Source organism: Pseudomonas sp. Pc102 (genome assembly GCF_018408275.1).
In the GTDB taxonomy this organism is placed as follows: Bacteria; Pseudomonadota; Gammaproteobacteria; order Pseudomonadales; family Pseudomonadaceae; genus Metapseudomonas; species Metapseudomonas tohonis.
Window position 1 is genome coordinate 2,250,914 of sequence record NZ_AP021905.1, and the last position, 13,005, is coordinate 2,263,918.

Annotated in this window: 7 protein-coding genes, 2 tRNA genes and 2 rRNA genes; 7 read left to right on the top strand and 4 right to left on the bottom strand. The window is 61.4% G+C overall.

Annotated elements, in window-relative coordinates:
- Positions 1-54 precede the first annotated feature (54 nt).
- Both PHLH3_RS10380 and PHLH3_RS10385 read left to right on the top strand, forming a co-directional pair.
- On the top strand, positions 55-1,740 hold the full coding sequence (locus PHLH3_RS10380; RefSeq protein WP_213629128.1) for an ATP-binding cassette domain-containing protein: 1,686 nt from the start codon (positions 55-57) through the stop codon (positions 1,738-1,740).
- The gene (locus PHLH3_RS10385; protein WP_213629129.1) at positions 1,733-3,142 is read left to right on the top strand and encodes an HlyD family type I secretion periplasmic adaptor subunit; all 1,410 of its coding nucleotides are present in this window, start codon (positions 1,733-1,735) and stop codon (positions 3,140-3,142) included. The genes PHLH3_RS10380 and PHLH3_RS10385 overlap by 8 nt, the downstream gene beginning before the upstream one ends.
- 150 nt (positions 3,143-3,292) lie before the next feature.
- On the opposite strand, the gene PHLH3_RS10390 is transcribed toward PHLH3_RS10385, so the two are convergent.
- The 3 genes from PHLH3_RS10390 to PHLH3_RS10400 form a co-directional block, all read right to left on the bottom strand.
- On the bottom strand, positions 3,293-3,850 hold the full coding sequence (locus PHLH3_RS10390; RefSeq protein WP_244863009.1) for a 2OG-Fe(II) oxygenase: 558 nt from the start codon (positions 3,848-3,850) through the stop codon (positions 3,293-3,295).
- Between the two features lie 124 nt (positions 3,851-3,974).
- The gene (locus tag PHLH3_RS10395; protein WP_173179444.1) at positions 3,975-4,547 is read right to left on the bottom strand and encodes a cysteine dioxygenase family protein; all 573 of its coding nucleotides are present in this window, start codon (positions 4,545-4,547) and stop codon (positions 3,975-3,977) included.
- A gap of 157 nt (positions 4,548-4,704) precedes the next feature.
- The gene (locus PHLH3_RS10400; RefSeq protein ID WP_213629130.1) at positions 4,705-5,607 is read right to left on the bottom strand and encodes a DMT family transporter; all 903 of its coding nucleotides are present in this window, start codon (positions 5,605-5,607) and stop codon (positions 4,705-4,707) included.
- Positions 5,608-5,732: 125 nt separating this feature from the next.
- Between PHLH3_RS10400 and PHLH3_RS10405 the strand changes: the two genes are divergently transcribed.
- The gene (locus PHLH3_RS10405) at positions 5,733-7,064 is read left to right on the top strand and encodes a PLP-dependent aminotransferase family protein (RefSeq protein ID WP_213629131.1); all 1,332 of its coding nucleotides are present in this window, start codon (positions 5,733-5,735) and stop codon (positions 7,062-7,064) included.
- Between the two features lie 67 nt (positions 7,065-7,131).
- Here PHLH3_RS10405 and PHLH3_RS10410 read toward each other — a convergent pair whose 3' ends face one another.
- The gene (locus PHLH3_RS10410; RefSeq protein ID WP_173179450.1) at positions 7,132-7,317 is read right to left on the bottom strand and encodes a carbon storage regulator; all 186 of its coding nucleotides are present in this window, start codon (positions 7,315-7,317) and stop codon (positions 7,132-7,134) included.
- 694 nt (positions 7,318-8,011) lie between these two features.
- Here PHLH3_RS10410 and PHLH3_RS10415 point away from each other — a divergent pair.
- From PHLH3_RS10415 to PHLH3_RS10430, 4 genes are all read left to right on the top strand, one after another.
- Positions 8,012-9,548 (top strand): 16S ribosomal RNA (locus PHLH3_RS10415).
- A 95-nt stretch (positions 9,549-9,643) separates the two neighbouring features.
- Positions 9,644-9,720, top strand: a tRNA-Ile gene (locus tag PHLH3_RS10420).
- 27 nt (positions 9,721-9,747) lie between these two features.
- Positions 9,748-9,823: transfer RNA gene (locus PHLH3_RS10425), tRNA-Ala, on the top strand.
- Between the two features lie 234 nt (positions 9,824-10,057).
- Positions 10,058-12,949: ribosomal RNA gene (locus PHLH3_RS10430) — 23S ribosomal RNA — on the top strand.
- Together the 16S and 23S rRNA genes with 2 tRNA genes alongside form the textbook arrangement of a ribosomal RNA operon.
- Positions 12,950-13,005: the final 56 nt, after the last annotated feature.

A 13,005-nucleotide genomic window follows, 5' to 3' on the forward strand; every position in this document is an offset into this window, starting at 1 on the left:
CCCCTCCGCGCTGCAACGCGGAGGGGATTTCCGCTTTTACCGAGTAGTACCGAGATGAACGAGTTTCTCCGCCGCATCGCCCTGCAGCCCAGGCTCCGCCTGGAATTGCTGCTGTCTTCGCTGTTGATCAACCTGCTCGGCCTGGCCAGCTCGCTGTACAGCATCCACGTGCTCAACCGCTACCTGGCCCTGGGGGTGGACGCGACCCTGCTGACCCTGACCCTGGGTGCGCTGCTGGCGGTGGGCTTCGAGGTGCTGCTGCGCAACGCCCGCCTGCGGGTGGCGCAGTGGCTGTGCGCGCGCGCCGATGCCGAGCTGGGCGATACCCTGTTCGAGAGCAGCGCGCGCGGCCAGTACGCGCTGGTGGAGCAACTGCCCCACAGCGCCCGGCGCGAGATCCTTTCGGGGCAGAGCACGGTGCAGCAGTGCTTCGGCGCGCCGAACCTGGTGACCCTGCTGGATACGCCCTTCGCCTTCGTCTTCGTGGTGGTGCTGGGCATGCTCAGCCCCTTCCTCGCCGGCATGACGCTGCTGGTGATGGCCGGCGTGGCGCTGGTCTCCCTGCTGGCCCAGCGCCGCCTGCGCGAGCCGATGGAGGCGCAGAGCCGCATCGCCATCCAGATGGCTGGCTACCAGCACAACCTCACCGCCGGTGGCGAGATGGTGCGGGCCTTTTCGGCGGCCGATGCGCTCAAGGAAAAATGGCGGGCCTGCGCCGACGACCAGGCCGAGCAGCGCGCGCAGCTCAACCGCCTGCAGAACACCATGCAGAACGCCAGCTACGCCGGGACGCTGATCCTGGGCATGGTGATCATGGGCCTGGGCGCGCGCCAGGTGCTGGCGGGCAACCTCGATGTCGGTTCGCTGATCGGGTGCAACATCCTCGCCAGCCGGGCCCTGGCGGCACTGACCCGGGCGCTGGGCCTGGGCGAGCAGATCGGCCGCGGCCAGCGCGCCCTCGACCTGGTGCGCCAGCTCTGCGCCATCCCCCGCGAGCGCGCCGAGGGCGTGCGCCTGGGGCAGATGCAGGGTGCCCTGCGTTTCGAAGACATGGCCTTCTCCTATCCCAAGCAAGCGGTGCCGGTGCTGGAGCACTTCGACTACCAGCTGGAGGCCGGCACGGTGCTGGCCTTCACCGGTGCCAACGGCAGCGGCAAGAGCACCATGGCGCGGCTCCTGGTGGGCCTGCTGGAACCTCTGCGCGGGCACCTGCTGGTGGACGGCATGGACCTGCGCCAGGCGGACCCGCAATGGTGGCGCCGGCAGGTGGCCTACCTGCCGCAGGAGCCGCAGTTCTTCGACGGCACCCTGCGCGAGAACCTCTGCGTGCTGGCGCCGGATACACCGGACGCGCGGGTGCTGGAGGCCTGCCGCGAGCTGGCCGTGGGCGCCTTCGTCGAAGGCGGTGCCGAAGGCCTCGGCCTGGCGCTGCGCAACGGCGGCGCGAACATTCCGCTGGGCATCCGCCGGCGCCTGGCGCTGGTGCGCGCGGTGCTGGGGGAGGGGCGCCTGGTGGTGCTGGACGACCCCACCGAGGGCGTCGATGCCGAGGGCTGCAAGGCCATCGCCGCGCTGCTCAGCCGCCTGGTGCGCGAAGGCCGCACGCTGGTGGTGATGAGCAACGAGCCCTTCATTCTCGGGGCCGCCGACGTGGTCATCGACCTCAACCAGAAGCCGGTGCCGCGCGTGCTGCGTGAACCCGCCCGCGAGCCCGCTCAAGCAGGAGCCAGCCATGTCTGAGAACAGCTTGCCCCTGGACGACCAGCCGACCCGCCTCGGCCTCGCCGCCGATCGTGTGCTGGGCGCCTTCGAGAACAACCCGGTGCTGCGCCGCCTGATCGGTATCTTCCTGCCTGGCAGGGGCGATGCGCTGCCGGGGGACGAGCTGCTGGGCAGCCGCCTGACCATCCGCCTGCTGGCGTTGCTGCTGGGGACGTTGCTGCTGTGGTCGGCGCTGTTCACCCTGGACATCGCCAGCCACTCCACGGGCGAGGTCGCCTCGATGGGGCAGACCAAGCTGGTGCAACACCTGGAGGGCGGCATCGTCCGGCGCATCCTGGTGCGCGAGGGCCAGCGCGTGGCCGCCGGCGAGCCGCTGGCCGAAGTGGAGCGCGTGGCGATGCTCTCCGAGGGCCGCGAGACCGAGGCGTTGCTGGGGTCGCTGCGCATCCGCGCCATCCGCCTGGAAGCGCAGCTCGCCGGTGCCGATGCCATGCAGGTGCCGGAGGAGCTGGCCAAGGATTACCCCGAGCAGGTGAAGGTCAACCGCGACCTGTTCATCGCCCAGAAGAGCCGGCTGGGCAGCCGCTACGAGGAGCAGCAGCAGAAGATCCTCCAGCGTGATGCCGAGGAGAAGGAACTCAAGGCGCGCAGTGCGCACCTCAACGCCAAGCTCAAGCTGCTGCGGCAACAGATCGCCATCAGCGAGAAGTTGATGAAGGAAGGCCTGGCCAACCGCTACGAGCACCTGGAGCTGCTCAAGGACGAGGAGCAGTTGCGCGGCACCCTGCAGGAAACCCAGGCCTCCCTCGGCCGCGTACTGGCGGCGCAGCGGCAGGAGCAGGCGGCGCTGACTTCGCTGGATTCCGGCGGCAACGAGGAGCTGCAGAAGGAGCTGGCGGAAGCGCGTCGGCAGATCACCGAGCTGCAGGAGCGCCTGCGCAAGTTCTCCGACAGCCGCGAGCGGCAGGTGGTGCGCTCGCCCATCGAGGGGGTGGTGATGACCCTGCAGGTGGTGACCGAGGGCGGAGTGATCCAGCCCGGCGGCACGCTGATGACCCTGGTGCCGGCCGATGAGCCGCTGATGATCGAGACCCGCCTGCCGGTGGGCGACATCGGCATGGTCAACCCGGGCCAGCAGGCGCGCATCCAGCTGGTGTCCTCGATCGCCCGGGGCTTCCAGCCGATCGATGGCGAGGTGGTGGACATCAGCCCGGACTCGGTGCTCGACGAGCAGAAGGTGCCGTACTACCGCGTGCGCATCCGCCCGGCGCAGGACGCCTTCGTCCACCGTGGCACGCGCTACCCGCTGCTGCCGGGCGTGCCGGTGAGCGTCGCGATCCTCACGGGCGAGCGCTCGCTGTTCAACTACATCGCCGGCCCGCTCACCGATGGCATGCATCGGTCGTTCAGCGAGCCGTGATGGGGATTTGAGGAGCCGCAGGTGCAAGGCCGGCGGCTCGGTGGCGATGGGTTTCGCGGGGCTCTACCCATCCTGCGGCGAGCTCGGAGGATGGGGCGGGCGGCGCTCCCGAGCGGAGCGAAACCCATGCTGCCTGAGGTCCTGTGGCGATCAGGGCAGGCGGCGGTACATCACGTCGGTGCGCAGCACGTATTTCACCCCGGACCTGATGGTGGCGCCCTGGTGCATGACCGGGTGGGGGAAGACCAGGAGCATGCCGGCCTCGGGGCGGATGCGGTCTTCGTCGCGGAACTGGGTTTCGCCGCCCTCGTAGTCGTCGTTGAGGTAGAGCAGGAAGGTCAACTGGCTGAGCTCGTCCTGGCTGCGACGGTAGAAGCCGTCCCGGTGCCATTTGAAGTACTGCTCGGGCGTGTAGCGGTAGAAGCGGAAGCGCTCGTTCAGCCCCACCAGCTCCCATTCGTTGTCCAGGCAGGCCGGCAGCCAGGGGCGCGCGCGCTCCAGCAGTTGCGCGGCCAGTGCCGGGTCATCGAAGAGGATGCGGTCGTTGTTGCGGATGTTCTTGTGGATCTCATGCGCGCCATCACGCATCTGGATGGCCGCCTCTTCGTAGCCCATGGCTTCGCTCATGCGGATATGGGCCTGGCATTCCTCGCGGGACAGAAAGCCCCGGATGAGAAAGCGAGCGACGCCGAGATCGGTCTTTTCCATGTTTCCCTTCCTTGTCGGGGCCTGGCCCTCGTTCCTCTATGGCACGGCCTCGGGCCGCCGGCGGATGCTAGGGGCGCGGCGGGGTGCTTGTCGAGAAGAGGACGAGGGCGCTGTGATGCGCTTTCTATCGTGCCGCGTTGTGTTCGACCTCGGTGAGCTGGCGGGTGCCGGAGGCGAGGTCGTAGACGTGGAAGTTGTGCATCAGCCGGCCGTAGAGGTGCAGGCTCACGGCACGCGGGCGCCCGCCGGGCACGCCGGTGATGTGGATGTGGTCGGGGTTGGGCACGAAGCTGGTGACGGCGCCGGGTGGCAGCAGGAGGGTGCCGCCGCGTGCCAGTTCGATGCCGTCGTCGCGGTCGTTGGCGGAGGAGGTGCAGATGAAGGTGTGTTCTTCCAGCATGCCTTCGAGGATGCCGACCACGCCCCAGCTGCCGTGGTCGTGCACGGGCGTCCACTGGCCTGGCAGCCAGACGATGGCGTAGAGCGAGAGCTCGTCGTTCGCGGCGCGGTGGATGAGGTTGCGGGCGTAGTGCGTGGGGTCGCTGCGGTAGTGCTCGGGTTCGAGGAAGCCGGGCGCGTTGTGCAGCAATTCGGCCATGACGGGCGCGAGGGCGGCGACGCAGTCGCAGGGGGAGGCTTGCTGGTGGCTCAGTTCGGTGGCGTGTTCGATGAAGCGGTTCAAGGCGGTCTTCGGCATGTGCGGCACCCTCCAGTGGTTGCTCCCGGCTTGTGGCCGGGGCCGAAACGGTCGCCGCCGGTAGGGCGACGACGGGTTTGCGGGCGGGACGCCGGGGTGGCCGGCGCGCCTCCGGACTCACTGTAGACGCTTTGCGACGCGCCGCCCGGGGAGGGATTCAGCGAGCGAAGCGGCGCGCGCCGGCGACGCAGAGGATCACCGCGAGGGTGACGCCGAGCATGGCGGGGCTGACCCGCTCGTGGAGCAGCCCGGCGGCCAGCGCCAGGCCGAAGAAGGGCTGCAGCAATTGCAGTTGGCCGACGGCAGCGATGCCGCCCTGGGCGAGGCCGCGGTACCAGAAGACGAAGCCGATCAGCATGCTGAACAGCGACACGTAGGCGAGGCTGGCCCAGGCCGGCGCGCTGAGGGTCGCGAGGGTCGGCGGCAGCAGTGCCACGGTGAGCAGGAGCATCACCGGTAGCGACAGGACCAGCGCCCAGCAGATCACCTGCCAGCCTCCGAGCGTGCGCGAGAGTCTCGCGCCTTCTGCATAGCCGAACCCGCAGACGACGATGGCCAGCAGCATGAGCAGGTCGCCCCGGGGGGAGGCGGTCAGCCCCTGTGACAGCGCGAAACCCACCACCAGCAGGCTGCCCAGTACCGAGAATGCCCAGAAGGCGGCAGGGGGTCGTTCGCCACCGCGCACCACGCCGAATAGGGCGGTGGCCAGGGGCAGCAGGCCGAGGAAGACGATGGAGTGGGCGGAGGTGACGTATTGCAGGGCCAGTGCGGTGAGCAGCGGGAAGCCGAGCACGACGCCCAGCGCGACGACGACCAGGGGCAGCAGTTGCTGGCGGTTGGGCCGCCGCTCGCTGGATAAGAGGAGCAGGCTCAGGGCGAGAAGCCCGGCGATGCTGGCGCGGGCGACGGTGAGGAAGGTGGGGTCGAGTTCCTGCACGGCCACGCGGGTCGCCGGCAGCGAGCCGCTGAAGATCAATACGCCGATGAAGCCGTTGATCCAGCCACGGGTGGCGTTGGCCTGGGTTCGGGAGGCGGTGAGGGGCGGTGTGCTGGCTTTCATCCTGGGCGCTCGTCGCGGGTCGCTGGGGGCCGCTGGGTTGGCCTTTTCGGGCGCTGCGCGGCTTGATGAGACGGATGCTAGGAGCAAGAATCAGCACAATCAAAATATTGTCATGGATACATCCGATGCCTCGTTCGCGCTACAAGACCCTGGTCGATGCGTTTGCCGCTGATATCCGCGCAGGGCGCCTGCTGCCGGGGGCACGCCTGCCGACCCATCGCCAGTTGGCGGCGCAGGAGGGGCTGGCGTTGGTCACGGCATCCCGGGTGTATGCGGAACTGGAGGCGATGGGGCTGGTGAGCGGGGAGACGGGGCGCGGGACGTTCGTCAGGGAGGTGTCGCTGCCGCCAGGGCTGGGGGTGGACCAGCAGGATGTCGAAGCCGGGATGGTCGATCTCAACTTCAACTACCCCTCGGTGCCGGGGCAGGCGGAGCTGTTGCGCACCGCGTTGCGCCAGCTGGCGCTGAGCGGGGACCTGGAGGCGTTGCTGCGTTACCAACCCCACGGCGGGCGTTTGCACGAGCGCGCGGTGATGGCGCGTCATCTGCTCTGCCGGGGGCTGAGGGTGGCGGCGCAGCAGGTGCTGATCGTCAATGGCGCGCAGCACGGGCTGGCGGTGGCGATGATGGCGCTGCTGCAGCCGGGGGATGTGGTGGCGACGGATGCCCTGACTTACCCGGGCTTCAAGGTGCTGGCGGAGGCGTTGCGGGTGGAACTGGTGGCCATCCCCTGTGGTGCGGCGGGGCCGGATCTCGAGGCGCTGGCGCGACTCTGCCGGGAGAGGCCGGTGCGGGTGCTGTATACGATGCCCACGCTGCACAACCCCTTGGGCTGGGTGATGGCGGCCGAGCAGCGGGAGCGATTGGTGGCGATCGCGAGACGCCATGATCTGCGCATCATCGAGGACGCGGCCTATGCCTTTCTCGTCGAGGACGCACCGCCGCCATTGGCTGCGCTGGCGCCGGAGCGGACGGTCTATGTCTCGGGGTTTTCGAAGAGCGTGGCCACGGGGTTGCGGGTCGGTTTCATGGCGGCGCCCGCATCCCTGGTGGCGGGGCTGGAGCGCACCATCCGCGCGACCGCCTGGAATACCGCTGGCGTGCTGACGGCGATTGCCTGTGGCTGGGTGGAGGACGGCACCGTGGAGCGGCTGGAGTCGGAGAAGCGCGAAGACGCCCGGGCACGGCAGGCGCTGGCCGGTGAGCTGCTGGCGGGGCTGCGCGTTGTGCGTCATCCCGATTCGTACTTCCTCTGGCTACCGCTATCCGAGGATGCCCGGGCCGACCAAGTGGCGATGGCGCTGATGCGTGAGCAGATCTCGGTATCGACCGCCGAGCCTTTCGCGACGTCCGCCCAGGTACCCCATGCGCTGAGGCTGGCATTGGGGTCTGTGGGAATGGGGGCGTTGCGCGATGCGCTGGTGAAGGTGCGCTCCACCGTGGAGGCCTTCACCTAGCCAGGCTCATGACGGCGGAGGAGGAGGGTGTGCTGCGTACTCTATCGCCTTCTATATATAGAGGGACTCAGCAGGTGCTCGATTGCTGCCGTTCCTTGCAGATGCGCTCGTAGATCTCTTCGCGGTGTACGGCGACATCCCGGGGGGCTTCGATGCCCAGCTTGGTCTGCGAGCCCTGGGTGGCGATCACTCTGACGACGATGCCATCGCCAATCTGGAAGTGCTCACCGACTTCGAATGTCAGCTCGTGCATGGAGGTTCCTCTTGTATAGGGCTGTGCCGGGGTGGCAAACGGTTCGGACCTTTGAGTAGCAAGTCGGCCATCGGTTCAGCGATTCGTTCGGCAGAGGCTCCAGGAAGCGGCGGCTGTCGCACTCTGGGGCGGTCTCGCGAAAAGATTTCAATAAAGTGTTGACGTGCCGTTTCGTATCCCTATAATGCGCACCACTTCCACAGCGGAATCCAAGAAAAACCTCTTGTAAATCAATAGGTTAAGTAACTGGAGGGTGGTCAAGCCAAGGTTTGATCGGTGCGGTGGAAGGGTGGTGCCGGGCTGGTTTCAGGTATCGCCGGTTTCGCTCGGGTGACTCCGAAAGAAACTGAAAAAGAGGTGTTGACAGCGAGTTTGAACGCTGTAGAATTCGCCTCCCGCTGATGTGAAGCGAAAGAATCACTGAGGCGCAAGTTGTTGAGTAGAAAGAAGAAATTCTTCGAAAAACAGCTTGACAGAAAGAAAGGCTGCTGTAGAATGCGCGGCCTCGGTTGAGGCGAAAGACTTGATCGAAATTGCTCTTTAACAACTTGAATCAAGCAATTCGTGTGGGTGCTTGTGATGTAAGACTGGTAGTCGACTGATTATCAGCAACACAAGTAACACTCGTGAATTCGAGAGTTTATTTGCGATTGCTGAGCCAAGTTTAGGGTTTTCTCAAAACCCAAGCAGTATTGAACTGAAGAGTTTGATCATGGCTCAGATTGAACGCTGGCGGCAGGCCTAACACATGCAAGTCGAGCGGATGAGTGGAGCTTGCTCCATGATTCAGCGGCGGACGGGTGAGTAATGCCTAGGAATCTGCCTGGTAGTGGGGGACAACGTTTCGAAAGGAACGCTAATACCGCATACGTCCTACGGGAGAAAGCAGGGGACCTTCGGGCCTTGCGCTATCAGATGAGCCTAGGTCGGATTAGCTAGTTGGTGAGGTAAAGGCTCACCAAGGCGACGATCCGTAACTGGTCTGAGAGGATGATCAGTCACACTGGAACTGAGACACGGTCCAGACTCCTACGGGAGGCAGCAGTGGGGAATATTGGACAATGGGCGAAAGCCTGATCCAGCCATGCCGCGTGTGTGAAGAAGGTCTTCGGATTGTAAAGCACTTTAAGTTGGGAGGAAGGGCAGTAAGTTAATACCTTGCTGTTTTGACGTTACCGACAGAATAAGCACCGGCTAACTTCGTGCCAGCAGCCGCGGTAATACGAAGGGTGCAAGCGTTAATCGGAATTACTGGGCGTAAAGCGCGCGTAGGTGGTTCAGCAAGTTGGATGTGAAAGCCCCGGGCTCAACCTGGGAACTGCATCCAAAACTACTGAGCTAGAGTACGGTAGAGGGTGGTGGAATTTCCTGTGTAGCGGTGAAATGCGTAGATATAGGAAGGAACACCAGTGGCGAAGGCGACCACCTGGACTGATACTGACACTGAGGTGCGAAAGCGTGGGGAGCAAACAGGATTAGATACCCTGGTAGTCCACGCCGTAAACGATGTCGACTAGCCGTTGGGATCCTTGAGATCTTAGTGGCGAAGCTAACGCGATAAGTCGACCGCCTGGGGAGTACGGCCGCAAGGTTAAAACTCAAATGAATTGACGGGGGCCCGCACAAGCGGTGGAGCATGTGGTTTAATTCGAAGCAACGCGAAGAACCTTACCTGGCCTTGACATGCTGAGAACTTTCCAGAGATGGATTGGTGCCTTCGGGAACTCAGACACAGGTGCTGCATGGCTGTCGTCAGCTCGTGTCGTGAGATGTTGGGTTAAGTCCCGTAACGAGCGCAACCCTTGTCCTTAGTTACCAGCACGTTATGGTGGGCACTCTAAGGAGACTGCCGGTGACAAACCGGAGGAAGGTGGGGATGACGTCAAGTCATCATGGCCCTTACGGCCAGGGCTACACACGTGCTACAATGGTCGGTACAAAGGGTTGCCAAACCGCGAGGTGGAGCTAATCCCATAAAACCGATCGTAGTCCGGATCGCAGTCTGCAACTCGACTGCGTGAAGTCGGAATCGCTAGTAATCGTGAATCAGAATGTCACGGTGAATACGTTCCCGGGCCTTGTACACACCGCCCGTCACACCATGGGAGTGGGTTGCTCCAGAAGTAGCTAGTCTAACCGCAAGGGGGACGGTTACCACGGAGTGATTCATGACTGGGGTGAAGTCGTAACAAGGTAGCCGTAGGGGAACCTGCGGCTGGATCACCTCCTTAATCGAAGACATCAGCTTCTTCATAAGCTCCCACACGAATTGCTTGATTCACTTGCGAAAAGCGATTGGGTTGTTAGACCCGAGAGTAAGACGATTGGGTCTGTAGCTCAGTTGGTTAGAGCGCACCCCTGATAAGGGTGAGGTCGGCAGTTCGAATCTGCCCAGACCCACCAATTGTCATGGGCGTGGCAGGTCTTCGAGGGGCCATAGCTCAGCTGGGAGAGCGCCTGCTTTGCACGCAGGAGGTCAGGAGTTCGATCCTCCTTGGCTCCACCATCCACTCTTAAATCGCTGAAAGCTCAGAAATGAGTGCCTTGAGAATGGCATTGATTTCTGGTCTTTGCGCCAGAACCGTTCTTTAAAAATTTGGGTATGTGATAGAAGTAGACTGATTAATCTCTTTCACTGGTGATTAATCAAGTCAAGGTAAAATTTGCGAGTTCAAGCGCGAATTTTCGGCGAATGTCGTCTTCACGTTAGAGACAATAACCAGATTGCTTGGGGTTATATGGTCAAGTGAAGAAGCGCATACGGTGGATGCCTTGGCAGTCAGAGGCGATGAAAGACGTGGTAGCCTGCGATAAGCTTCGGGGAGTCGGCAAACAGACTTTGATCCGGAGATCTCTGAATGGGGGAACCCACCTAGGATAACCTAGGTATCTTGTACTGAATCCATAGGTGCAAGAGGCGAACCAGGGGAACTGAAACATCTAAGTACCCTGAGGAACAGAAATCAACCGAGATTCCCTTAGTAGTGGCGAGCGAACGGGGACTAGCCCTTAAGCTTCTTTGATTTTAGCGGAACGCTCTGGAAAGTGCGGCCATAGTGGGTGATAGCCCTGTACGCGAAAGGATCTTAGAAGTGAAATCGAGTAGGACGGAGCACGAGAAACTTTGTCTGAATATGGGGGGACCATCCTCCAAGGCTAAATACTACTGACTGACCGATAGTGAACCAGTACCGTGAGGGAAAGGCGAAAAGAACCCCGGAGAGGGGAGTGAAATAGAACCTGAAACCGTATGCGTACAAGCAGTGGGAGCCCACTTTGTTGGGTGACTGCGTACCTTTTGTATAATGGGTCAGCGACTTATTTTCAGTGGCGAGCTTAACCGAATAGGGGAGGCGTAGCGAAAGCGAGTCTTAATAGGGCGTCTAGTCGCTGGGAATAGACCCGAAACCGGGCGATCTATCCATGGGCAGGTTGAAGGTTAGGTAACACTGACTGGAGGACCGAACCGACTACCGTTGAAAAGTTAGCGGATGACCTGTGGATCGGAGTGAAAGGCTAATCAAGCTCGGAGATAGCTGGTTCTCCTCGAAAGCTATTTAGGTAGCGCCTCATGTATCACTGTAGGGGGTAGAGCACTGTTTCGGCTAGGGGGTCATCCCGACTTACCAAACCGATGCAAACTCCGAATACCTACAAGTGCCGAGCATGGGAGACACACGGCGGGTGCTAACGTCCGTCGTGAAAAGGGAAACAACCCAGACCGTCAGCTAAGGTCCCAAAGTTATGGTTAAGTGGGAAACGATGTGGGAAGGCTTAGACAGCTAGGAGGTTGGCTTAGAAGCAGCCACCCTTTAAAGAAAGCGTAATAGCTCACTAGTCGAGTCGGCCTGCGCGGAAGATGTAACGGGGCTCAAACCATACACCGAAGCTACGGGTATCACGTAAGTGATGCGGTAGAGGAGCGTTCTGTAAGCCTGTGAAGGTGAGTTGAGAAGCTTGCTGGAGGTATCAGAAGTGCGAATGCTGACATGAGTAACGACAATGCGAGTGAAAAACTCGCACGCCGAAAGACCAAGGGTTCCTGCGCAACGTTAATCGACGCAGGGTTAGTCGGTCCCTAAGGCGAGGCTGAAGAGCGTAGTCGATGGGAAACAGGTTAATATTCCTGTACTTCTAGTTACTGCGATGGAGGGACGGAGAAGGCTAGGCCAGCTTGGCGTTGGTTGTCCAAGTTTAAGGTGGTAGGCAGAGTGCTTAGGTAAATCCGGGCGCTTAATGCTGAGAGCTGATGACGAGTCGTCTTTTAGACGATGAAGTGGTTGATGCCATGCTTCCAGGAAAAGCTTCTAAGCTTCAGGTAACTAGGAACCGTACCCCAAACCGACACAGGTGGTTGGGTAGAGAATACCAAGGCGCTTGAGAGAACTCGGGTGAAGGAACTAGGCAAAATGGCACCGTAACTTCGGGAGAAGGTGCGCCGGTGAGGGTGAAGGACTTGCTCCGTAAGCCCATGCCGGTCGAAGATACCAGGCCGCTGCGACTGTTTATTAAAAACACAGCACTCTGCAAACACGAAAGTGGACGTATAGGGTGTGACGCCTGCCCGGTGCCGGAAGGTTAATTGATGGGGTTAGCGCAAGCGAAGCTCTTGATCGAAGCCCCGGTAAACGGCGGCCGTAACTATAACGGTCCTAAGGTAGCGAAATTCCTTGTCGGGTAAGTTCCGACCTGCACGAATGGCGTAACGATGGCGGCGCTGTCTCCACCCGAGACTCAGTGAAATTGAAATCGCTGTGAAGATGCAGTGTATCCGCGGCTAGACGGAAAGACCCCGTGAACCTTTACTGTAGCTTTGCACTGGACTTTGAGCCTGCTTGTGTAGGATAGGTGGGAGGCTTTGAAGCGTGGACGCCAGTCTGCGTGGAGCCATCCTTGAAATACCACCCTGGCATGCTTGAGGTTCTAACTCTGGTCCGTCATCCGGATCGAGGACAGTGTATGGTGGGCAGTTTGACTGGGGCGGTCTCCTCCTAAAGAGTAACGGAGGAGTACGAAGGTGCGCTCAGACCGGTCGGAAATCGGTCGTAGAGTATAAAGGCAAAAGCGCGCTTGACTGCGAGACAGACACGTCGAGCAGGTACGAAAGTAGGTCTTAGTGATCCGGTGGTTCTGTATGGAAGGGCCATCGCTCAACGGATAAAAGGTACTCCGGGGATAACAGGCTGATACCGCCCAAGAGTTCATATCGACGGCGGTGTTTGGCACCTCGATGTCGGCTCATCACATCCTGGGGCTGAAGCCGGTCCCAAGGGTATGGCTGTTCGCCATTTAAAGTGGTACGCGAGCTGGGTTTAGAACGTCGTGAGACAGTTCGGTCCCTATCTGCCGTGGACGTTTGAGATTTGAGAGGGGCTGCTCCTAGTACGAGAGGACCGGAGTGGACGAACCTCTGGTGTTCCGGTTGTCACGCCAGTGGCATTGCCGGGTAGCTACGTTCGGAAGAGATAACCGCTGAAAGCATCTAAGCGGGAAACTCGCCTCAAGATGAGATCTCACTGGGATCTTGAATCCCCTAAAGGGCCGTCGAAGACTACGACGTTGATAGGTTGGGTGTGTAAGCGCTGTGAGGCGTTGAGCTAACCAATACTAATTGCCCGTGAGGCTTGACCATATAACACCCAAACAATCTGACGATTGTTGTTATAAGGTGAAGTCGACTTAGCCGAA

Bases quoted from the DNA above. Each gene is read 5' to 3' on its own strand.
- PHLH3_RS10405 (WP_213629131.1), top strand. From the start codon at position 5,733: ATGCCTCGTTCGCGCTACAAGACCCTGGTCGATGCGTTTGCCGCTGAT.
- PHLH3_RS10410 (WP_173179450.1), bottom strand. From the start codon at position 7,317: ATGCACGAGCTGACATTCGAAGTCGGTGAGCACTTCCAGATTGGCGAT.
- PHLH3_RS10390 (WP_244863009.1), bottom strand. From the start codon at position 3,850: ATGGAAAAGACCGATCTCGGCGTCGCTCGCTTTCTCATCCGGGGCTTT.
- PHLH3_RS10395 (WP_173179444.1), bottom strand. From the start codon at position 4,547: ATGCCGAAGACCGCCTTGAACCGCTTCATCGAACACGCCACCGAACTG.
- PHLH3_RS10400 (WP_213629130.1), bottom strand. From the start codon at position 5,607: ATGAAAGCCAGCACACCGCCCCTCACCGCCTCCCGAACCCAGGCCAAC.
- PHLH3_RS10380 (WP_213629128.1), top strand. From the start codon at position 55: ATGAACGAGTTTCTCCGCCGCATCGCCCTGCAGCCCAGGCTCCGCCTG.
- PHLH3_RS10385 (WP_213629129.1), top strand. From the start codon at position 1,733: ATGTCTGAGAACAGCTTGCCCCTGGACGACCAGCCGACCCGCCTCGGC.